Raw genomic sequence first — 19,563 nt, forward strand, 5'->3', positions numbered from 1 at the left:
ATCAAAAATAGGGGGCTTCGGCCCCCTTTGCCATGGACGACATGAAAAATCTCGCTCGGCGCATTGACGCCGCCTTGCCTCAAACCCAGTGCACCCGATGCGGCTATCCGGACTGTGCACAGTACGCCCAAGCCATCGCTCAAGGCGAGGCTGAGATCAACCAATGTCCCCCAGGGGGCGAGAAGGTATTCAACGCCTGGCGTCCATTACCGGCCAACCCGTCAAACCGCTCAACACCCACTTTGGAATCGAGGGGGCACTTACAGTCGCGGTCATTGACGAAGATTGGTGCATAGGATGCACCCTGTGCATCAAGGCCTGCCCAACCGATGCAATTCTGGGCAGCAACAAACAGATGCACACAGTGATTGAGCCTTACTGCACAGGCTGTGAGCTGTGCATTCCGGTGTGTCCAGTGGACTGTATTTCCCTGGATACCGTGAGCGAGAACCGAACCGGTTGGCAAGCTTGGTCTGAAGCCCAGGCCGGACAAGCCAAAAAACGATACATCCAGCGAACACAACGCCTGAAACGCGAATCCGTCGCGCAAGACGTGGCATTGGAAGCCAAAGCCCGAATGAAGCTGGCTGATCTGGAGGCGCACTCCCTGCACACCGATACAGACACACTGAACAAGAAGCGAGAAGTGATCGCTGCAGCCTTGGAGCGAGCGCGTTCAAGGCGCGGGCAACAACGTCCATAGTCTTTTGTCGGGTAGCCAGAAATGAAAAAGCCCACAATCTTTCGACTGCGGGCTTTTCATATCAATGGTCGGCACGGCGGGATTCGAACTCGCGACCCCTTGCACCCCATGCAAGTGCGCTACCTGGCTGCGCTACGCGCCGACTAGCCTCAGATTATATGGTGCAAATCGCCATTTTTCAGAGATGCTCGCCAAGTAATGAACGAATCTCAAGCAATTCTTGTCTCACCACCCGCCAAGATGATGCATCGACTGCATTGACGGAGATCGGCCCTTGCTTGGTCAAAGGAATTGCAGAAGGGCCACCATCTCCCGCAGCCAAAGCTGCACCCGTTACCTCAACTGCCGATTCGCCACCGCCCGACCGCATTTCTCGCTCGGCTTGCACAATTTCCTGTAGCTTGTTCCGAGCGCCGCTGATAGTGAACCCTTGGTCATAAAGCAGTTCGCGAATGCGGCGGATCATCAGCACCTCATGGTGCTGGTAATACCGGCGATTGCCTCGCCGCTTCATGGGTCTCAGCTGCGTGAACTCCTGCTCCCAATATCGAAGCACATGAGGCTTTACCCCACACAAATCCCCCACTTCTCCAATGGTGAAATAGCGTTTGGCGGGGATGGGAGGTAGATCTTTTTCCATGCAAATCAAGTCCGTACGGGACGAACCTTCAAATCTACTCTAAGTACAGACCCCGTGCGCATGGATCACCATATTGATGCACATTTTGTTGCGTATGCCTCATCGCGAGGCTTGGCGAAAGCGCAAAAGCTGCGTGCTAAGCAACAGTCAGGTTGAGCCTGCGTCAGCCTGCTTCAGAGCCCACGACCAGTGCCTGTACCTGATCCTTGAGTTTGGGACTGGCGTGAAATGTCACCACGCGCCTTGCTTCAATCGCCACAGGCTCGCCTGTGCGGGGGTTGCGCCCAGGGCGCGCAGCTTTGGTACGGATCTGAAAATTGCCGAAGCCCGAGATTCGAACGTCAGTGCCTTCAACAAGACTGTCTGTCACAAGGTCAAAGAACGCATCGATCATGTCTTTGGATTCGCGTTTGTTCAGACCAATCTGGTCAAACAGCAAATCGGCCAGTTGCGCTTTCGTCAGCGCCGGCGTCTCAAGGCTCTCAACGGCAAGTTCCATGGGATATCTCTCCAAATCTTTGTTCTTTTATCCGCGAAGCCGTGCCGCGACCTGCTGTTCCAGCCGTTCCAGCGCCTGCTTCACCACCGCATCAATCTCGGTGTCGGTCAGTGTAGCGTCATCACGGCTGAACATCAGACGCACCGCCAAGCTCTTTTCATCGGCGGCCAGGCCACCCGTCACCGTACCATCGGCGGCTTTCTTGGGCCGGTACACGTCAAACAGCATGGCATCGCGCAGCAGGCTGCTGCCGGTGCCTTTGACCGCCTTCATCACCGCGGCGTGGGTCACCGATTCCTTGACCACAATGGCCAGATCGCGCTCCACGGGCTGATAACGGCTCACGGTCTGGAACGCCGGCACATCGCGCGCCAGCACAGCATCCAGCGCCAGCTCAAACATCATCGGCGCCTGAGCCAGTTCGTAGCCTTGGCGCCATTTGGGGTGCAACTCGCCCACATGGCCGATGCATTCGTCTGCTCGCCACACGGACGCGCAACGGCCGGGGTGCATTGCCGGATGATCGCCCGCACGGAACTCGACCTGCAAAGGCGCCAGCAAAGCTTGCACATCGCCTTTGGCATCGAAGAAATCTTCGCCGCGCGTTGCCACGCCCCACTGCACCGCTTCCGCAGGCCCATAGGCCAGACCCGCCACGCGCATGGGCTGGTGATAACCGGCCACGGTGGTGTCGCTGTCTTTGACAGAAGCATCCTTGAAAAACACGCGGCCCACTTCAAACAAGCGCACGCGTTCGGCCTTGCGGTCCAGGTTGAATTTGAGTGCGGCAATCAAACTGCCCAGCAAGGAGGAACGCATCACGCTCATCTGGCTAGCGATCGGATTGAGCAACTTCACCGGGTTGGCATTGCCCGCGAGCTCCTGCTCCCAGCGCGCTTCGACGAAGCTGAAGTTGATGGTTTCCTGGTAGCCCAGCTGCGCCAACTGGCGACGCACAGCGAATGGCCCCCGGCGCGATTCGGTGCGCAGCTTTGGCGTGGTGGGCGCCATTGGCGGCGTTTCCGGCAACTGCTCATAGCCGATCATGCGAGCGACCTCTTCGATCAGGTCTTCTTCAATCTGCAGATCAAAACGGAAAGCCGGCGGGGCCACCGTAACCGTGCCCTCGCCTTCGCTCACCTCCAGGCCCAGACGGCGCAACGCGTCAGCGCACTGCGCTTGCGTCAGCGGCATGCCGATGACCTTCGCGGCCCGGGCAACGCGCAGCGTGACCGGCTTGCCTTCGGGCAGAGCCAGCGTCTGGTCGTCCATCGGGCCTGCCTCCCCGCCGCAGATGTCGAGCACGAGCTGCGTAATGCGTTCGACATGCTCCACCGTGGTGGAAGGGTCTACGCCACGCTCGAAACGGTGTCCCGCATCGGTGCTGAAGTTGAAGCGGCGCGAGCGGCCAGCAATGGCCTTGGGCCACCAGAAGGCCGCCTCAATGAAGATGTTGACGGTGTCACCTGACACGGCGGTGGCGTCGCCACCCATGATGCCGGCCAAGGATTCCACGGCCTGGTCGTCGGCGATCACGCCGACTTCGGCGTCCACCGACACGGTGTTGCCGTTGAGCAATTTCAATTGCTCGCCCGGCTTGCCCCAGCGCACTTGCAGGCCGCCGTGGATTTTGTCGAGGTCAAAAATGTGCGATGGGCGGCCCAACTCGAACATCACGTAGTTGGAAATGTCCACCAACGGCGACACGCTGCGCTGACCGCAGCGGGCCAGACGGTCCACCATCCAGGCCGGCGTCGTCACGCGCGTGTTGACGCCACGCACCACGCGTCCGCTGAAGCGGCCACAAAGGTCTTTGTCTTGCACATCAACAGCAAGGCGGTCGCTCAGTTTGACTGCTGCAGCCGGGAATTCGGGCTTCAACAGCGGCGCACCGGTCAGCGCGGACACTTCACGCGCGATGCCGTAAACGCTCAGGCAATGCGCCAGATTGGGCGTGAGCTTGAGCGTGAACAACAGGTCGTCCAGTGCCAGCTGTTCGCGGATGTTGCGACCGATCACGGCATCATCACCCAGCTCGAGCAGGCCATCGTTCTCCTCGGAGGTCTTCAGCTCTTTGGCCGAGCACAACATGCCCTGGCTCTCCACGCCGCGCAGCTTGCCCAGCTTGATCTTGAACGGCTTGCCGTCTTCGCCCGGGGGCAATTCCGCACCCACCGTGGCGCAAGGCACTTTGATGCCCACGCGCGCATTCGGCGCGCCGCAGACGATGTTCAGCGGCTCCGCCTGACCCACGTCGACCTGGCAAATGCGCAGACGGTCGGCGTTGGGGTGCTGCTCGGCCGACAAGATCTGGCCCACCACAATGCCGGTGAAAGGAGGCGCAACTGGCGTGAGCTCTTCGACCTCCAGACCGGCCATGGTCAAGGTATCGGCCAGCTGCTGGCTGGAAATGGCGGGATTGCAGAAACTGCGCAACCAGGATTCGGGGAACTGCATGGAACTCGTCTCAAAAAATCGCTAATCACTTCGGCACGTCAGGGCCAAAAACTCAGGGCACCGCGGAGCCGGCTTCGCCGGACCGCCCATGCCGCCCCTTTGAGGGGTCGCGCAAAGCGCGGCAAGGGTGTTACTTAAATTGACTCAAGAACCGGACGTCGCCGTCAAAGAACAGGCGCAGATCGTTCACGCCATAGCGCAGCATCGTGAAGCGGTCCATGCCCATGCCAAAGGCGAAGCCGATGTAACGCTCGGGGTCCAGACCCATGTTGCGAATCACATTCGGGTGCACCTGGCCCGAGCCCGCGACCTCCAGCCAACGGCCGGCCATGGCGCCGCTTTGGAACTGAATGTCGATCTCGGCGCTGGGCTCGGTGAACGGGAAAAAGCTGGGGCGGAAACGCAGCACCAGATCTTCGCTTTCGAAGAAGGTGCGGCAGAAATTGGTGAAGACCACCTTCAGGTCTTTGAAGCTCACGTTTTCGCCTACCCACAGGCCTTCGCACTGGTGGAACATGGGCGAATGGGTGGCGTCGCTGTCCACGCGGTAGGTGCGGCCTGGCGCAATCACGCGCACTTCAGGCATGTCGCCGCCGAACAAGTCACCGGAGCGGGGATCAAAACCGTTGCCATGCTTGCGCACATGGGCGTGCACATAGCGCACCTGCATCGGGCTGGTATGGGGCCGCAGATTGAGCGAAATGCCGTCCGCGCCCTTGCCTTCGACATAGAAGGTGTCCTGCATCGAACGCGCAGGGTGGTTTGGCGGGCTGTTGAGCGAGGTGAAGCTGAACCAGTCGGACTCAATTTCCGGGCCTTCGGCCACATCAAAACCCATCGAACCAAAGACCGCCTCGATGCGCTCCTGGGTCAGGCTCACGGGGTGCAGGCTGCCTTGACCACGCTGGCGACCCGGCAAGGTCACATCCAGCGCTTCGGCCTTGAGTTGAAGCTCCAGCTCGGCATCGGCCAACGCCTGACGGCGGGCGGTGAGCGCGGCTTCGATGGCCTGCTTGGCCACGTTGATCTGTGCGCCGCGGGTCTTTTTCTCATCCACCGGCAAGGCCGACAGGCCCTTCATCAGCTCGGTGATGCGACCGGATTTGCCGATGTACTGGGCTTTCGCATTTTCCAGATCGGCCGGTGTGGCGGCGGCTGCGAAGGCTTCGCGTGCGCTCTGGGCCAGGGCGTCCAACTCGTTCATGTTGTGTGAATCGTGTATGTGCTACGTTGCAATAAAAAAGGGGCTGAGCGCCACGAGGGAAATCCCTCAAGCCTCAACCCCTTTGAGCGACCTGGGCTTCAACGCAGATTTTTCAATCAGCGAAGAAGCCCGTCGTGAATCAAGCGGCCAGCTTGGCTTTGACTTGTTCCACGATGCTGTTGAACGCAGCAACGTCGTTAACGGCCAGATCGGCCAGGACCTTGCGGTCGATCTCGATCTGTGCCTTCTTCAGGCCGTTGGCGAACTGGCTGTACGTCAGGCCGCAAGCACGTGCACCGGCGTTGATACGCGCGATCCACAGGCGACGGAAGACGCGCTTTTTGTTGCGGCGGTCACGGTAAGCATACTGACCGGCCTTCATCACTGCCTGCTTGGCAATGCGGAAGACATTGCCGCGGCGGCCGCGGAAACCTTTTGCAAGGGCTAGAACTTTTTTGTGTCGGGCACGAGCCGTGACACCACGTTTGACGCGAGGCATGAATTACTCCTTGTTCGTCGTTGATCAAATACCCATGCCGGGCAGCATCTGTGCCATTTGACTCATATTGGAGTCATGCACAGTCACTGCACCACGCAAGTGGCGCTTGTTCTTGGTGGTCTTCTTGGTCAGGATGTGACGCTTGAAGGCTTGACCGCGTTTAACGGTGCCACCGGGACGAACGCGGAATCGCTTCTTCGCGCTGCTCTTGGTCTTCATTTTGGGCATCTTCATGCTCCTTTTTCATTTGTGCTCGTGAGGCGCCTGCGAACCAATTCGCAGTCTTGTTGGCCCCGAGCCACTTTTGATGAACCACCTTGCGGCGGTTCAGTTCGGCATCAGGGCTTTTACCCTTTTGCCTCGAACCAGCAGGAGACTACCCTGCCCGTCCAATCTTGATTCCCTTTGATCAACCACCTTTTCAGGTTGCCGATGCGCCCCCTTCAGGAGAGGCTTTTGGCGCCGACGAGGCCGCTGGTTTCTTGCGACCCGGCGCGATCATCATGATCATCTGGCGACCTTCCAATTTTGGAAACTGCTCCACGATGATCGAATCGGCCAACTCATCGCGAATGCGGTTGAGCAAAGCCAAGCCCAGTTCCTGGTGCGTGATCTCACGACCGCGGAACCGCAGCGTGATCTTGCACTTGTCGCCGTCATCAAGAAAGCGCCGGATGTTGCGCATCTTGATGTTGTAGTCACCGTCGTCGGTGCCCGGGCGGAACTTGACTTCCTTGATTTCAATAACCGTTTGCTTGGCCTTGGCTTCCGCCGCCTTCTTCTGCTCCTGGTACTTGAACTTACCGTAGTCCATCAGACGACACACGGGAGGCACGGCAGTGGCGGCGATTTCCACCAGATCCACATCCGCCTCACCCGCCATGCGCAGCGCATCCTGCAAACTGACGATGCCAAGTGGCTCGTTTTCCGGGCCATTGAGGCGAACCTCCGGGGCCATGATTTCACGGTTCAGTCGGTGTGCGCGTTCCTCGCGGTGGCGGCGGTCGCGAAAGTTGGTAGCTATGGTGATTTCCTTAATGTGGGCCTGTTAAACAAAAAGGCCCTGAGCGAATCGCACAAAGCCGGGCGCAACAACGCCATGCGCCACAGCCGTGGGGGCATCAACCGAACCGTTTGGAGAATCAAACTTTGGATGAAACGTCTGCCGCAATCAATTTGGAAAAGTCTTCCAGCGACATGACACCGAGGTCTTTATTGCCTCGAGCCCGCACCGCCACAGCACCAGCCGCCTTTTCTTTGTCGCCCACGACAAGGATGTAAGGGGGCTTTTGCAACGCGTGCTCTCTTATTTTATACGTAATTTTTTCGTTGCGCAGATCGGTCTCTACCCTAAGCCCTTGATTTTGCAGCGTTTTGGCAATTTCGCGACAGTAATCGGACTGCGCATCGGTGATATTGAGGACCGAAACCTGCACAGGGGCCAGCCAAACAGGCAGTGCACCCGCATGTTGCTCGATCAAAATACCGATGAAACGCTCCAGGCTGCCCACGATGGCCCGGTGCAGCATCACAGGTCGGTGACGCGCTCCATCTTCGCCCACGTATTCGGCATCCAGACGCTCGGTCATGAAAAAATCGACCTGCATGGTGCCGCACTGCCATTGGCGACCAATGGCATCTTTCAACGTGTATTCGATCTTGGGACCGTAGAAGGCGCCCTCGCCCGGCGAAATTTCAAACTCGCAACCCGAGCGACGCAGGCTTTCGATCAGCGCGTGCTCGGCCTTGTCCCAACTCTCATCGGTGCCAATGCGCGCGTCAGGGCGCGTGGCGACCTTGTAAATGATGCTCTCGAAACCAAAATCCTTGTAGACCTTTTGCAGCAACGCTGTATAGGCCACGCATTCGTCCAGAATCATGTCCTCGGTGCAGAAGATGTGCCCATCGTCTTGCGTAAACGCGCGCACGCGCATGATGCCGTGCAAGCCTCCCGAAGGCTCATTGCGGTGGCACTGGCCAAATTCACCGTAGCGCAGTGGCAGGTCGCGGTAGCTTTTGATGCCCTGCTTGAAGATCTGGATGTGCCCGGGGCAATTCATCGGCTTCAAGGCGTATTCGCGCTTCTCCGACTCCGTGGTGAACATGTTGTCGCGGTACTTGTCCCAGTGGCCCGTTTTCTCCCACAAGCCTTTGTCCAGGATCTGTGGACCTTTAACTTCTTGGTAGCCGTTGTCGCGATAGACGCGGCGCATGTACTGCTCCACCTCCTGCCAGACCGACCAGCCTTTGGGATGCCAAAAGACCGTGCCAGGTGAGTGTTCGTCGATGTGGAACAGGTCGAGTTCGCGCCCGAGTTTGCGATGGTCGCGCTTCTCCGCCTCTTCGATCATGGTCAGGTGCTGCTGCAAATCTTCTTTGCTCGCCCAGGCCGTGCCGTAAATGCGCTGCAGCATTTCGTTGCGGTGGTCACCGCGCCAATACGCACCCGCCACCTTCATCAACTTGAAGTGCTTGAGCTTGCCGGTACTGGGCACGTGAGGGCCGCGACACAGGTCTTCAAACGCACCTTCGCGATACAGACTCACATCTTCATTGCTCGGAATGCTGGCAATGATTTCGGCTTTGTAATGCTCACCCATGCCCTTGAAATACGCAACGGCTTCGTCGCGTGGCAACACGCGGCGCACCACAGGCTCGTCCTTGGCAGCCAGTTCGCTCATGCGCTTTTCGATTGCGAACAGGTCTTCTGGCGTGAAGGGTCGTGAATACGAAAAGTCGTAAAAGAAACCATGCTCGATCACAGGCCCAATGGTCACCTGGGCATCAGGAAAGAGTGATTTAACCGCGTAAGCCAACAGATGTGCCGTGGAGTGGCGAATCACCTCCAGTCCCTCTGCGTCTTTGGCTGTGATGATGGACAACGGCGAATCGGCCGTGATCTGGTGACTGGTGTCGACGATCTGTTCCCCGATCTTTCCGGCAAGTGCTGCTTTCGCGAGACCAGAACCAATCGAGGCAGCGACTTCGGCCACGGTGACTGGACCGGCAAATTCACGTTGGGAGCCGTCGGGGAGTGTGATGTGCAACATAAATGGGTTTCAGAAAACAAAAAGCGCGGCATGGGCCGCGCTATCAAAGGTGAAAAAGGTTTGAGCAGGCGCGTACTGCAAGCCTCAGAAGGCTGGCGTAGTGAACGCCCGAGTTCGCGACTGTGTTTCTCTCATACGTGCCTCATCAGGAGAATGACTGACCCGTCATTTTCCCATATTTTGGGAATTGCTGACACACTGCACCCAGACCCTGGCCAATTGCACAGCCTTACAGGTACGCGCACAGCCCGTCAGTTACATTGATCGCGCAACCAACTGGCGACGAAGCATGCGCTGCCGCCATTTGCGACGCATTGGGCCACGGCAATTTTGTCCGCCTGTTCTTTGGAACCAGCACTGCCTACGCCCCATATGGAGTCACGACTCCAGGCAATTGAACCGCATTCGCCAGCACCGGTGAACTCAAGCGCCACCACACAGTTGACAGAACCGCAGGCGGCAACCGCATCGCTGTTGGCTTCTGGCTGCGAGGTATAAAAAGTCGATATTGCACCAAAACCGCTCGACGGATTCACAGCAATCGCACCACGGGGTGTAGAGCTTGCACCGCCACCACCACAAGCCACCAAAGTTGATGTGATCGCGATCGCAATCGCCAGTTTCCAAGTAGCCAGCATGGGAAATCCTCCAAATGTCAAAACGATGGAACCAAAAGGTAATCGCCAAATTGTCACACATCAATGCGCTGCCCCGCCCCTTGCGGACGCTGCCTGTATGTAATTGACGACAAGGCGCGAAGCAAAAGGCAGAAGACCCGACCGCTTGCAGGAGCTGGCCGGGTCTTTGCAACAGCAGCAAGCGGGCCTCCGGGCCCGCCGCTCAATCAGTGGAACTGCTCTTCTTCGGTCGAACCGGTCAGCGCCTTCACGCTGGACGAGCCGCCCTGGATCACGGTGGTCACATCGTCGAAGTAACCTGCACCCACTTCTTGCTGGTGCGACACGAAGGTGTAGCCTTGCTCGCGAGCAGCGAATTCAGGCTCTTGCACCATTTCGGTGTAGTGCTTCATGCCTTCGCCGTTGGCGTAGGCATGGGCGAACTTGAAGGTGTTGAACCAGTTGATGTGGATACCGGCCAGCGTGATGAACTGGAACTTGTAGCCCAGCGCAGACAGATCTTCCTGGAAGGAAGCGATCTGTTTGTCGTTGAGGTTCTTTTTCCAGTTGAACGAAGGCGAGCAGTTGTAGCTGAGCAACTTGCCCGGGCAAGCGGCGTGCACAGCCTGAGCGAATTCGCGGGCAAAGCCAATGTCTGGCACCCCGGTCTCGCACCACACCAGGTCGGCGTAGGGAGCGTAGGCGACGCCACGGCTGATCGACTGCTCCAGGCCGTTCTTGACGCGGTAGAAGCCTTCTGGCGTGCGCTCGCCGGTCAGGAAAGGCTTGTCGTTGGCATCGTGATCGCTGGTGATCAGGTTGGCGGCTTCCGCATCGGTGCGGGCCAGCACAATGGTGGACACACCCATGACGTCGGCCGCGAAACGCGCAGAGATCAGTTTCTCGCAGGCTTCGCGTGTAGGCACCAAGACCTTGCCGCCCATGTGACCGCACTTCTTCACCGCCGCCAACTGGTCTTCGAAGTGAACGCCGGCAGCACCTGCCGAGATCATGTTCTTCATCAGCTCGAAAGCGTTGAGCACACCACCAAAACCGGCTTCCGCGTCGGCCACGATGGGCAGGAAGTAGTCGATGAACTCTTTCGAACCTGGCTCTACGCCACGGCCCCACTGGATTTCGTCAGCGCGCTTGAACGTGTTGTTGATGCGGCGCACCATGGTGGGCACCGAGTCGTAGGCGTACAGCGACTGGTCGGGGTACATGGTCTCGGAGGTGTTGCCGTCGGCAGCCACTTGCCAGCCCGACAGGTACACGGCTTCCAGGCCTGCCTTGGCTTGCTGCATGGCCTGGCCAGCGGAGATGGCACCGAAGGCATTCACATAGCCTTTTTTGGCGCTGCCGTTGATCTTGTCCCAGAGCTTTTCAGCACCGCGCTTGGCCAGCGTGTGCTCGATGTTCATGCTGCCGCGCAGGCGCACAACATCAGCGGCGGTGTAGCCGCGCTTCACACCTTTCCAGCGTGGGTTCGTGGCCCAGTCTTTTTCGAGGGCGTCGATCTGCTGTTGACGGCTCAGTTGTTCGTTGAGGGATTGGGGCATTTTTGAACTCTCCATGAAGTTGAAGGAAACGGGGCGGCTGCGGCTTGAAACATGCAAGCGTTGTGCCGATGACCCCATTGTAGTCTTATATAAGACTTGAACATTCTCTTATGTCTTATATAAGACAAGTTTTTTTCTTGTTTGTTATCAACACTCTGACGACGAATTTCCGCAATATGAAAGTAGGTTTCTCGCATTGAGAAAATTTCTTGCAGCGCAGCAAATCATGATTTCATATAGCGAAATTGTGAAGTCTATTGTGAAATAGAGCTCATTTGCCCTGGAGAAAAGGGGGCGCACCGGATCAGGCATGATCCGCACCCATGCCTCAAACCGCTTTCTCTGCCAAACCCTGGCAAGCCTATGCCTGTCTCGCCCTCAGCATGTCTCTGGTCGGGAGTTATGTGGCGCTGTCCAAGCCGCTGGTCTTGGTCTTTCCAGTGTTCCTGCTTGCCTGGCTGCGGTTTGGCATTGGCGGATTGGCGATGTGGCGCTGGCTGCGCAAGCCAGCCAATGAGCCCAGCATGAGCCCGCGCACCCGCGCCCTGCTCTTTCTCGAGTCTTTCCTCGGCAACTTTTTATTCTCCATTTGCATGCTGTTTGGCGTGAGCCTCACCACCGCCGTGGCCGCAGGCGTGGTGATGTCTGCTATCCCGGCCGTGGTGGCCGTTCTCAGCCGGGTTTTTCTGAAAGAACAGATCGACGGACGCACCGCTGCTGCCATTGCCTGTGCCGCCATCGGTATTGGTTTGTTCTCGCTGCAAAAACCCGAGGGAGCCGGGCAAGCGAATGCCGAAGTTGCCTTTATGGGCGTTCCACTTTCCATTTGGGGAAATGTGCTCGTTTTCGCTGCAGTGGTGTGCGAGGCCTCCTATGTGGTGATAGGCAAGTTGCTCACCGTTGGGCTGGGCCCAAAGCGCATCTCAGCCATCATCAACCTTTGGGGTTTTGCGCTGGTCACCCCCATGGGCCTTTGGGCAGCGTGGCAGTTCGACTTTTCAACCGTACAACCCAGCATCTGGGTCTTGTTGGTGTTCTATGGCTTGGCGGCCAGCATGTGGACGGTCTGGCTGTGGATGACCGGCCTCAAAACGGTACCCGCGTCGCGTGCGGGTGTGTTCACGGTCATGCTGCCATTGAGCGCCGCAGCCATTGGCGTGCTCTTTATGGGTGAACACCTCTCCCCCATGCAGTTGTTGGCATTTGGCATCGCGCTTTTTGGGCTCGTGTTGGCCACCCTGCCCGCACGCAAGAAGCAAGTGACTCGCTTGGAGTGAAAAGAGTCAACGTCAGAGGCAGAACAAACCTGTTGGGTTCGTGACACCCATCCACAAGGCCCAACCTGAAGTGACGGCCAACGCCAGGCCGGCCAGTCGAATGGCCCACGAGCCTGATTCCCCGCCTCGCAAGCGCAACAAAAGCCATGGCCCGGCCGTCAGCGAGACCGAGGTGCCAATGGAAAACAACGCCATGATGCCGGCGCCTTCCAGCGCATTGGCCGACAACGATGCCACCAACAAAGCCGAATACAACAGGCCACAGGGCATAAGCGCCCAAGCCACGCCCAAAATGAATGGCGCCTTGGCGCCCAGTTTGCTCAGAACCGGGCGCGCTTTTCGCCACACGCCTTGCCCCAGCGTTTCAATCCAGGCGGGTTGCCTTGCCTGCCATAGCAAGACCAGGCCCAAAACAAAGGCCGCCGCATGAAACATGCTCCAGAGCGGGCGAATGGCAATGGTATTGGTGCCCAACAGCGCGAGGCCCTGCACCGACCCGGCCGCAAACGCGCCAAACAAGGCATACCCCACCATTCGGCTGAACTGAAATGACCACAGCGCCCGGGTACTGCGCTCGCCAGCGGCACGGCTGATACCGGCGCAAGCAGCACCACACATGGCCACGCAGTGTGGGCCACCCACCAAGCCCATAAACAAAGCCGTCACGGCCATCGAAGTTTGCATGCGCGCACTCTACCAAGACAGCAACTGACTTGCCCCCATACCCCTACCCCGAGCTTTGCTCAAATAATTTTTGAGAATCGCGCGCGGTCGAGATCAACTTGCAGGTTTTTGTCAAACACCATGGCAATTGCCCGCACAAGATACCAACCAGTGGCCGTAACCCCAACGCTCTTGTCATGCAGTTTGACCAGTCCATGGGCCTGCATATCCTCAAGCACCTCGAGTTCGCGGGCAAAGTACTTCTTGAAATCGATCAGGTGCCCCAACTCGATGGACTCATAGTCCAGTGCGCCTTGACACATGATGGACATGATCACGGCCCGGCGAAGCAAGTCGTCTCGCGTCAACGCCATTCCGCGAACAATCGGCAGGCGCCCCTGGTTCAGCGCGTCGTAGTACTCGTCGAGCGTTTTGGCGTTTTGACTGTAGGTGGCGCCTATGCGGCCAATTGCCGAGACGCCCAGAGCAATCAAATCACAGTCAGGCTGCGTGCTGTAGCCCTGAAAGTTGCGATGCAGGCGACCCTGTCGTTTGGCTACGGCCAATGCATCGGTGGGCAGCGCAAAGTGATCCATGCCCACATACACATACCCGGCATCCATCAAGGCATCAAGAGACGCCGACAACATCGACAGTTTGTCGCTCCCGCTTGGAAGTTCGGCCGAAACGATGCGGCGCTGGGGCTTGAAGCGGGTGGGCAGGTGCGCGTACGCGTACAGGGCAATGCGGTCGGGGCGCAGCTCATTAACCTGCTTCAGGGTGCGCGCAAATGATTCCGGGGTTTGCAGCGGCAATCCATAGATCAAATCGACGTTGACCGATTCAAATCCAATTTTCCGTGCTGCTTCAACCAACGAGAACACTTGCTCGGCCGGCTGCACACGGTGCACCGCTTTTTGCACCGCTGGATCGAAATCCTGCACGCCAAAGCTCAAACGATTGAAGCCCATGCGAGCCAAGCTTTGCAGGCGCTGATCGGTCACAGTGCGCGGATCCACTTCTATCGAATACTCCCCCCCCGGTACCAAAGTGAAATTGCGCCTGATCATCGTCATCAGATCTTCCAGCTCCTCATCGGAGAGGAAAGTGGGGGTGCCACCGCCAAGGTGCAACTGGGATACGTTGTGGCCCTTGCCAAAGTGCTGAACCTGAAGCTCCACTTCGCGTCCGAGGTAGCGCAGATACTCGGCTGCACGATCATGGTGTTTGGTAATGACCTTATTGCAGGCGCAGTAGTAACACACCGACTCGCAAAACGGTATGTGCACATACAAGCTGAGCGGTAGTGCCATCGAACCGGCACGGCGTTGCTCCAGGGCCTGAATGTAATCAGACTCACCAAAGGCCTCCACAAAGCGATCGGCCGTGGGGTAAGAGGTATATCGGGGACCGGGAATATCGAACCGCTTAAGCAGTTCATCGGGAATGGCATGACTCACAGACTGTTCTCCTCTACTGAGAGCCGAATGTGCACCAGCCATGTGCTTCACCCATTGATCTTCATCAAGCTTCGATCTGGCTTACAAGCACATTGCCAAATAGTCCGCTGTTTATGGGCATTTCACGACGCTGCCCTGGTCCATGCGTTAAGCTTGACAAGGATAAATCGAGGTAAATATGGACGCTCAAAGCATCAAAGTCGCCTGTTCAAGCTGCAACCTTAGGGAGTTGTGCCTGCCCATGGGTCTCAATGTTGAGGAAATGGACAAGATGGACAACGTCATCTCTTCGCGCCGCCGCATCAAACGCGGCACGGCTTTGTTCAGCACAGGGGAGAAGTTCACCTCGTTGTATGCCGTGCGATCCGGCTTCTTCAAAACCTGCGTGACCACGGCCGATGGCCGTGATCAAGTAACGGGCTTTCAGATGACGGGAGAAATTCTTGGGATGGACGGCATCGTGAACGACCTCCACTCCTGCGATGCGGTAGCCCTAGAAGATGCGGAGGTTTGCGTGATGCCTTTTGATCAGATCGAAGAGCTGTCGCGCGAATTCACCACCTTGCAGCACCACGTGCACAAAATCATGAGCCGCGAAATTGTGCGAGACCACAGCGTCATGCTTCTGCTGGGCAGCATGCGAGCCGAAGAGCGCCTCGCAGCTTTCTTGCTGAATCTCGTGCAACGCTTGCATGCGCGCGGCTTCTCGCAATCCGAACTCATTCTGCGCATGACCCGCGAAGAAATTGGCAGCTATCTGGGCATGAAGCTTGAGACGGTGAGCCGTACTTTCTCCAAGTTCGTCGAAGATGGCATCATTGATGTCAAACAGCGCTATGTGCACATCAAGGACACCGACGGCCTGCGCCGCATTGTGAACCCGCAGACCTGCGGGTGAGCGACCTCAAGCGACATAAAAAGAGGGCCCTGGGGGTTTTCCCCTGGGGCCCTTTTTTTGATTCGCGATGCGACGTTCAGCAGCAGTCGCCGCCCTGTGCACAATCGCGTGGCCGCTCGGCCGCAGGCAAGGGGCAGCGGTTGACTTCAAAGGGCGACATCGACAACAGGGTGGTCAGGGCACTCGAGACCACGGTCGCCCCCCAAAACACAAAAAACGTCAGCGTATAAATCGCCTCACGCGACAAACCCAGGCTATGCCCCTGCCAATGCATTTCGCTTGGGTCAACAAACGCAAATACCAGCATTTCCAGCACCGCTGCCATCAAAAATGCTGGCCATACGATCCACATCCATCGCCGTGCCTTCATGGTTCGATCTCCTCGACTTCAGTCAAATGGGCTCTACCCTGCAGCCTTATTTCTCGACGGGTGCAACCTGGGTGGTGGCATGGTTGCGGGCCTGGGAAGCAGGCATCAAGTTGAACAATGCCGCTTCGCGAGCCTTGCCCTCCAGTGCCTGCGCTGCCTTCAAGTCATGTTCGTACTTTGCCTTGTCCAGAACCGGGTCCTGGTACTTCACAGCGATCACAGCGGTCACAAGGGCCGCCACCACCACCACGGCCGGACCACCAACCACCAGCCACATTTGAGGCACGCGCCACCAGGCAATAGGCGGCACGGGGTCGGTAGGGCTTGGTGTCATGAAGTTCTCCAGAAAAATATGTGATGTCGAATCAGCGGGGAACCAGGAAGGCGGCCTTTTCAGAGACCTGGGCGACATCATCACCCATCGAATGGATATCGAAATGAATGGTATGCGAACCGGTCTCAGAAGAGTTGGGAGGAATCTGCACCCTCAAAACAGCTGAGCGCACTTCCGTAGGCAAAACCGTGATCTCGGCTTCCGAAGCGATCTCGATACCAGGCAACCCACTCACAGAGATGGCGTAGGTTTGAGGCGACTCTGTGGCATTCATCACCTGCAGACGGAACACGTTTTCGATACGGCCCTGCTCCACCATGCGGGCCAGCGCGCCACGGTCACGGATGACGTCGACCTTCAAGGGTGTGCGCAAATACAGGCTCACCATCACCGCCGTGGTGATCGCCATCAAGATACCCGTGTACACCAGCACACGGGGGCGCAGGCCGCGCTTGACCATTTGTGCGGTGGACCAGCCATTGGCTATGCCGTTTTGCGTCGAGTACTTGATCAGGCCCTTGGGATAACCCACCTTGGCCATCACGTCATCACACACATCGATACAGGCGCCGCATCCAATGCACTCATATTGAAGGCCATTGCGTATATCAATACCTGTGGGACAAACCTGTACGCAAAGGGTGCAATCCACACAGGAGCCCAAATTGAGCGCTTTGGGGTCGGCCTTTTTTGACCGCGGACCTCTTGGTTCGCCGCGCTTTTCGTCATACGTGACGATCATCGTGTCCTTGTCAAACATCGCGCTCTGGAAGCGGGCATACGGGCACATGTATTTGCACACCTGCTCACGCATGAATCCAGCATTACCGTAGGTGGCAAAGCCGTAAAAAAACACCCAGAATATTTGCCAGGGGCCCAGGGACGCAGCCAAGGACAATGCGGCCAGTTCACGGATCGGCGTGAAATAGCCGACAAAAGTAAAACCTGTCCACAAGGCAAACAAAACCCACAGACCATGCTTGAGCCACTTTTTCCCCAGCTTCAGCGCTGAGAAAGGCGCATTGTCCAGACGCATGCGGGCTGAGCGGTCGCCTTCAACCTTCTTCTCAATCCAGAGAAAGATTTCTGTGTAAACGGTTTGTGGGCACGCGTAGCCACACCATAAACGTCCCGCCACAGCCGTGAACAGGAAAAGCGCCAAAGCTGAAATGACCAGCAACCCGGTCAGGTAAATGAAGTCCTGCGGATAGAGAACCAGTCCAAATATGAAGAAGCGCCGGGCCTCCAGATCGAAAAGGATCGCCTGTCGCGCATTCCACTCAAACCAGGGAAGTCCGTAGAAAACGATCTGGGTGATCCAGACCGTGATCCAGCGCCAGTTCGAAAACAGGCCCTTGACGGCTCGTGGATAGATTTTCTTGCTTGACGCATACAGCGACACCATCACTTCGTCATCGGGCGGAATGCCCTTTGGCGTGTCGCTGGGTGTGTTGCTGACCGTCGCAAGAGGGCTGCTGGCAGCGTCTGGCGTAGTGGAGCTCACGATATCCCTGACTTAACAAAACGAGGCCCCGAAGGGCCTCAGAAAACTTCAGTTGGCAGCAGCAGGCTTGTTTGACATGCCCCAGACATAAGACGCCAGAACATTGATCTGTGCCTCATTCAACAATGCGGCCTGTGCGGGCATGGCGTTGTTGTAGCCATTGTTGACCGCTTTGATAATCGCCTCTTCACCCCAGCCATGCAACCACACGCCATCGGTCAGGTTGGGAGCGCCAATGGCCTGCATGCCTTTGCCATCCTGGCCATGGCAAGCAGCACAAGCTGCGAACTTTACCTTGCCTTGCGAAGCGCGCACGCTGTCGTGAGGGCTACCGGAGAGGCTCAAAACATAGTTTGCAACATTGCGGACATCTTCAGGGCCACCCACAGCGGCAGCCATCGGAGGCATCACACCGGTGCGACCTTGTGCAATGGTGTTCTTGATGTACGCGTGGTCGCTGCCTCCGAGCCAATCACCATCGGTGAGGTTCGGGAAGCTCTTCGCACCGCGTGCATCTGAGCCATGGCACTGGGCACAGTAGTTCATGAACAGGCGTTCGCCAATGGCCATTGCCTGGGCGTTGCCGGCGACCTGCTCGGGCGACATGCCGTCGAACTTGGCATAGATCGGCGCAATAGCCGCTTCGACCTTTTGAACTTCGGCAGCGTGTTGTCCGGTGGAGGTCCAACCCAGCAAGCCTTTGTATTTGCCAAAGGTGGGGTACAGCGCACCGTATAGGAAAGCAAAAATCACGGTGATGACGAACAGGTACACCCACCAGCGGGGCAAGGGGTTGTTCATTTCGCGCAGGTCGCCATCCCAAACGTGACCTGTGGTGTTGTCCGCGGCGGGATTGACTTTGGTCGTGCCGCTGATCCAGAGCAGAACCAGGCAGGCAATGATGCTCAAAATCGTCAATCCGGCAACGTAGATGTTCCAGAATTCGCTCGTAAAGTCGCTCATGTTGTTTCTCTCGTTCGTGCCGGTTTGTTATTCGTCTTGAAACGGCAACTGGGCTGCCTCTTCAAAGTCGGCTTTTTTGCTGCGGGACCAAGCCCAGGCTACGATGCCCAGGAAGGTCAGCAAGCTGACGACAGTCACCGCGCTGCGCAGATCGTTGATATCCATGGGTCAACTCCTTATTGGGTTTTGGCTTCAACCGCGGGGGTTGCAGCCTTCTCGGATGCTGCAGCCAACGTGGCAGCCGAACGAGCGGTACCGAGCACCTGAAGGTAGGCGACCACCGCATCCAGCTCAGTCTTGCCTTTGACAAGCTCGACCGAACCGGCAATTTCTTCATCGGTGTAGGGGTGGCCCAGCGTGCGAAGGGCACTCATACGGCCAGGCAGCTCCTCGGCATTCACCATCTTCTTGTCGAGCCATGAATAGGCGGGCATGTTGGACTCGGGCACCAGGTCACGGGGGTTGTTCAGGTGAATGCGGTGCCATTCATCGCTGTAACGGCCACCCACGCGCGCCAGATCAGGGCCGGTGCGCTTGGAACCCCATTGAAACGGGCGGTCATAAACGAACTCTCCAGCCACCGAATACGGGCCATAGCGCAGGGTTTCGGCCTGGAATGGCCGAATCATCTGCGAATGGCAGTTGTAGCAACCTTCGCTGATATAGACATCGCGCCCGGCCAACTCCAGGGCGCCGTAGGGCTTCACGCCTTCCAGTGGTTGGGTGGTGGACTTCTGGAAGAACAGGGGAACGATTTCCACCAGTCCTCCGACGGCGACCACCAGGGTGATCAGCACAATCATCAGAAAGTTGTTGGTTTCAATACGCTCGTGCGTGAAACCCTTGGGTTTTGCTTGGTTTGCCAT

The 19,563-nt window shown here is 57.6% G+C and carries 20 protein-coding genes, 1 tRNA gene and 1 pseudogene; 3 read left to right on the plus strand and 19 right to left on the minus strand.

Annotated elements, in window-relative coordinates:
* Window positions 1-41 precede the first annotated feature (41 nt).
* Window positions 42-703, plus strand: a pseudogene (gene rsxB / locus LPB072_RS13230) (electron transport complex subunit RsxB).
* Window positions 704-768: 65 nt separating this feature from the next.
* Here the strand turns inward: rsxB and LPB072_RS13235 are convergent.
* The 11 genes from LPB072_RS13235 to aceA all read right to left on the minus strand — a co-directional run bounded on the left by LPB072_RS13235 (window position 769) and on the right by aceA (window position 11,228).
* A tRNA-Pro gene (locus tag LPB072_RS13235) sits at window positions 769-845 on the minus strand.
* A 36-nt stretch (window positions 846-881) separates the two neighbouring features.
* A complete protein-coding gene (locus LPB072_RS13240; protein WP_066090580.1) occupies window positions 882-1,343 on the minus strand; it encodes a MerR family transcriptional regulator in 462 nt (153 codons plus the stop codon).
* A 163-nt stretch (window positions 1,344-1,506) separates the two neighbouring features.
* Window positions 1,507-1,842: an integration host factor subunit alpha gene (locus LPB072_RS13245; protein WP_066090583.1), complete on the minus strand. Its 336-nt coding sequence runs from the start codon at window positions 1,840-1,842 to the stop codon at window positions 1,507-1,509.
* A gap of 27 nt (window positions 1,843-1,869) precedes the next feature.
* Complete coding sequence (gene pheT / locus LPB072_RS13250) at window positions 1,870-4,299, minus strand: phenylalanine--tRNA ligase subunit beta (protein WP_066090586.1); 2,430 nt, start codon at window positions 4,297-4,299, stop codon at window positions 1,870-1,872.
* 130 nt (window positions 4,300-4,429) lie between these two features.
* The gene (gene pheS / locus LPB072_RS13255; RefSeq protein ID WP_066090589.1) at window positions 4,430-5,503 is read right to left on the minus strand and encodes a phenylalanine--tRNA ligase subunit alpha; all 1,074 of its coding nucleotides are present in this window, start codon (window positions 5,501-5,503) and stop codon (window positions 4,430-4,432) included.
* 139 nt (window positions 5,504-5,642) lie between these two features.
* Window positions 5,643-6,002 (minus strand): 50S ribosomal protein L20, encoded by a 360-nt coding sequence (gene rplT / locus LPB072_RS13260; RefSeq protein ID WP_066090593.1) that lies wholly within the window; start codon window positions 6,000-6,002, stop codon window positions 5,643-5,645.
* Window positions 6,003-6,026: 24 nt separating this feature from the next.
* A complete protein-coding gene (gene rpmI, locus LPB072_RS13265; protein ID WP_066090993.1) occupies window positions 6,027-6,230 on the minus strand; it encodes a 50S ribosomal protein L35 in 204 nt (67 codons plus the stop codon).
* 193 nt (window positions 6,231-6,423) lie between these two features.
* Complete coding sequence (gene infC / locus LPB072_RS13270) at window positions 6,424-6,960, minus strand: translation initiation factor IF-3 (RefSeq protein WP_066090596.1); 537 nt, start codon at window positions 6,958-6,960, stop codon at window positions 6,424-6,426.
* 184 nt (window positions 6,961-7,144) lie between these two features.
* The gene (gene thrS, locus LPB072_RS13275) at window positions 7,145-9,052 is read right to left on the minus strand and encodes a threonine--tRNA ligase (RefSeq protein WP_066090599.1); all 1,908 of its coding nucleotides are present in this window, start codon (window positions 9,050-9,052) and stop codon (window positions 7,145-7,147) included.
* Window positions 9,053-9,303: 251 nt separating this feature from the next.
* Entirely contained in the window at window positions 9,304-9,690 is a 387-nt protein-coding gene (locus tag LPB072_RS13280) for a DUF4189 domain-containing protein (RefSeq protein WP_066090602.1), read from the minus strand.
* A 206-nt stretch (window positions 9,691-9,896) separates the two neighbouring features.
* The gene (gene aceA / locus LPB072_RS13285) at window positions 9,897-11,228 is read right to left on the minus strand and encodes an isocitrate lyase (RefSeq protein WP_066090996.1); all 1,332 of its coding nucleotides are present in this window, start codon (window positions 11,226-11,228) and stop codon (window positions 9,897-9,899) included.
* Between the two features lie 323 nt (window positions 11,229-11,551).
* Between aceA and LPB072_RS13290 the strand changes: the two genes are divergently transcribed.
* The gene (locus LPB072_RS13290; protein WP_066090605.1) at window positions 11,552-12,505 is read left to right on the plus strand and encodes a DMT family transporter; all 954 of its coding nucleotides are present in this window, start codon (window positions 11,552-11,554) and stop codon (window positions 12,503-12,505) included.
* Window positions 12,506-12,517: 12 nt separating this feature from the next.
* Here LPB072_RS13290 and LPB072_RS13295 read toward each other — a convergent pair whose 3' ends face one another.
* Together LPB072_RS13295 and hemN are read right to left on the minus strand one after the other, a co-directional pair.
* Window positions 12,518-13,189, minus strand: a complete 672-nt coding sequence (locus LPB072_RS13295; protein WP_066090608.1) for a sulfite exporter TauE/SafE family protein — start codon at window positions 13,187-13,189, stop codon at window positions 12,518-12,520.
* 59 nt (window positions 13,190-13,248) lie between these two features.
* Entirely contained in the window at window positions 13,249-14,670 is a 1,422-nt protein-coding gene (gene hemN, locus LPB072_RS13300; protein WP_066090611.1) for an oxygen-independent coproporphyrinogen III oxidase, read from the minus strand.
* Window positions 14,671-14,806: 136 nt separating this feature from the next.
* Between hemN and fnr the strand changes: the two genes are divergently transcribed.
* The gene (fnr, locus tag LPB072_RS13305; protein ID WP_066090615.1) at window positions 14,807-15,526 is read left to right on the plus strand and encodes a fumarate/nitrate reduction transcriptional regulator Fnr; all 720 of its coding nucleotides are present in this window, start codon (window positions 14,807-14,809) and stop codon (window positions 15,524-15,526) included.
* A gap of 76 nt (window positions 15,527-15,602) precedes the next feature.
* Here the strand turns inward: fnr and LPB072_RS13310 are convergent, their stop codons facing one another.
* The 6 genes from LPB072_RS13310 to ccoO form a co-directional block, all read right to left on the minus strand.
* Complete coding sequence (locus LPB072_RS13310; protein ID WP_066090618.1) at window positions 15,603-15,896, minus strand: hypothetical protein; 294 nt, start codon at window positions 15,894-15,896, stop codon at window positions 15,603-15,605.
* Between the two features lie 46 nt (window positions 15,897-15,942).
* Window positions 15,943-16,230 carry a FixH family protein gene (locus tag LPB072_RS13315; protein ID WP_066090621.1) on the minus strand — a complete coding sequence of 96 codons (288 nt, stop codon included), beginning with the start codon at window positions 16,228-16,230 and terminating at the stop codon, window positions 15,943-15,945.
* 31 nt (window positions 16,231-16,261) lie between these two features.
* A complete protein-coding gene (ccoG, locus tag LPB072_RS13320) occupies window positions 16,262-17,635 on the minus strand; it encodes a cytochrome c oxidase accessory protein CcoG (RefSeq protein WP_066090999.1) in 1,374 nt (457 codons plus the stop codon).
* Window positions 17,636-17,782: 147 nt separating this feature from the next.
* Window positions 17,783-18,697: a cytochrome-c oxidase, cbb3-type subunit III gene (gene ccoP / locus LPB072_RS13325; RefSeq protein ID WP_066090624.1), complete on the minus strand. Its 915-nt coding sequence runs from the start codon at window positions 18,695-18,697 to the stop codon at window positions 17,783-17,785.
* Between the two features lie 27 nt (window positions 18,698-18,724).
* Entirely contained in the window at window positions 18,725-18,862 is a 138-nt protein-coding gene (locus LPB072_RS13330; protein ID WP_066090627.1) for a cbb3-type cytochrome oxidase subunit 3, read from the minus strand.
* Between the two features lie 11 nt (window positions 18,863-18,873).
* Window positions 18,874-19,563 carry a cytochrome-c oxidase, cbb3-type subunit II gene (gene ccoO / locus LPB072_RS13335; RefSeq protein ID WP_082876930.1) on the minus strand — a complete coding sequence of 230 codons (690 nt, stop codon included), beginning with the start codon at window positions 19,561-19,563 and terminating at the stop codon, window positions 18,874-18,876.

It is taken from the genome of Hydrogenophaga crassostreae (assembly GCF_001761385.1).
GTDB lineage: Bacteria > Pseudomonadota > Gammaproteobacteria > Burkholderiales > Burkholderiaceae_C > Hydrogenophaga > Hydrogenophaga crassostreae.

Bases quoted from the DNA above. Each gene is read 5' to 3' on its own strand.
- ccoP (WP_066090624.1), bottom strand. From the start codon at position 18,697: ATGAGCGACTTTACGAGCGAATTCTGGAACATCTACGTTGCCGGATTG.
- LPB072_RS13310 (WP_066090618.1), bottom strand. From the start codon at position 15,896: ATGAAGGCACGGCGATGGATGTGGATCGTATGGCCAGCATTTTTGATG.
- LPB072_RS13315 (WP_066090621.1), bottom strand. From the start codon at position 16,230: ATGACACCAAGCCCTACCGACCCCGTGCCGCCTATTGCCTGGTGGCGC.
- LPB072_RS13295 (WP_066090608.1), bottom strand. From the start codon at position 13,189: ATGCAAACTTCGATGGCCGTGACGGCTTTGTTTATGGGCTTGGTGGGT.
- LPB072_RS13290 (WP_066090605.1), top strand. From the start codon at position 11,552: ATGCCTCAAACCGCTTTCTCTGCCAAACCCTGGCAAGCCTATGCCTGT.
- ccoG (WP_066090999.1), bottom strand. From the start codon at position 17,635: ATGGTGTCGCTGTATGCGTCAAGCAAGAAAATCTATCCACGAGCCGTC.
- ccoO (WP_082876930.1), bottom strand. From the start codon at position 19,563: ATGGCAAACCAAGCAAAACCCAAGGGTTTCACGCACGAGCGTATTGAA.
- fnr (WP_066090615.1), top strand. From the start codon at position 14,807: ATGGACGCTCAAAGCATCAAAGTCGCCTGTTCAAGCTGCAACCTTAGG.
- LPB072_RS13245 (WP_066090583.1), bottom strand. From the start codon at position 1,842: ATGGAACTTGCCGTTGAGAGCCTTGAGACGCCGGCGCTGACGAAAGCG.
- rpmI (WP_066090993.1), bottom strand. From the start codon at position 6,230: ATGCCCAAAATGAAGACCAAGAGCAGCGCGAAGAAGCGATTCCGCGTT.
- infC (WP_066090596.1), bottom strand. From the start codon at position 6,960: ATGGCCCCGGAGGTTCGCCTCAATGGCCCGGAAAACGAGCCACTTGGC.
- pheT (WP_066090586.1), bottom strand. From the start codon at position 4,299: ATGCAGTTCCCCGAATCCTGGTTGCGCAGTTTCTGCAATCCCGCCATT.
- aceA (WP_066090996.1), bottom strand. From the start codon at position 11,228: ATGCCCCAATCCCTCAACGAACAACTGAGCCGTCAACAGCAGATCGAC.
- LPB072_RS13240 (WP_066090580.1), bottom strand. From the start codon at position 1,343: ATGGAAAAAGATCTACCTCCCATCCCCGCCAAACGCTATTTCACCATT.
- pheS (WP_066090589.1), bottom strand. From the start codon at position 5,503: ATGAACGAGTTGGACGCCCTGGCCCAGAGCGCACGCGAAGCCTTCGCA.
- thrS (WP_066090599.1), bottom strand. From the start codon at position 9,052: ATGTTGCACATCACACTCCCCGACGGCTCCCAACGTGAATTTGCCGGT.
- rplT (WP_066090593.1), bottom strand. From the start codon at position 6,002: ATGCCTCGCGTCAAACGTGGTGTCACGGCTCGTGCCCGACACAAAAAA.
- LPB072_RS13330 (WP_066090627.1), bottom strand. From the start codon at position 18,862: ATGGATATCAACGATCTGCGCAGCGCGGTGACTGTCGTCAGCTTGCTG.
- hemN (WP_066090611.1), bottom strand. From the start codon at position 14,670: ATGGCTGGTGCACATTCGGCTCTCAGTAGAGGAGAACAGTCTGTGAGT.
- LPB072_RS13280 (WP_066090602.1), bottom strand. From the start codon at position 9,690: ATGCTGGCTACTTGGAAACTGGCGATTGCGATCGCGATCACATCAACT.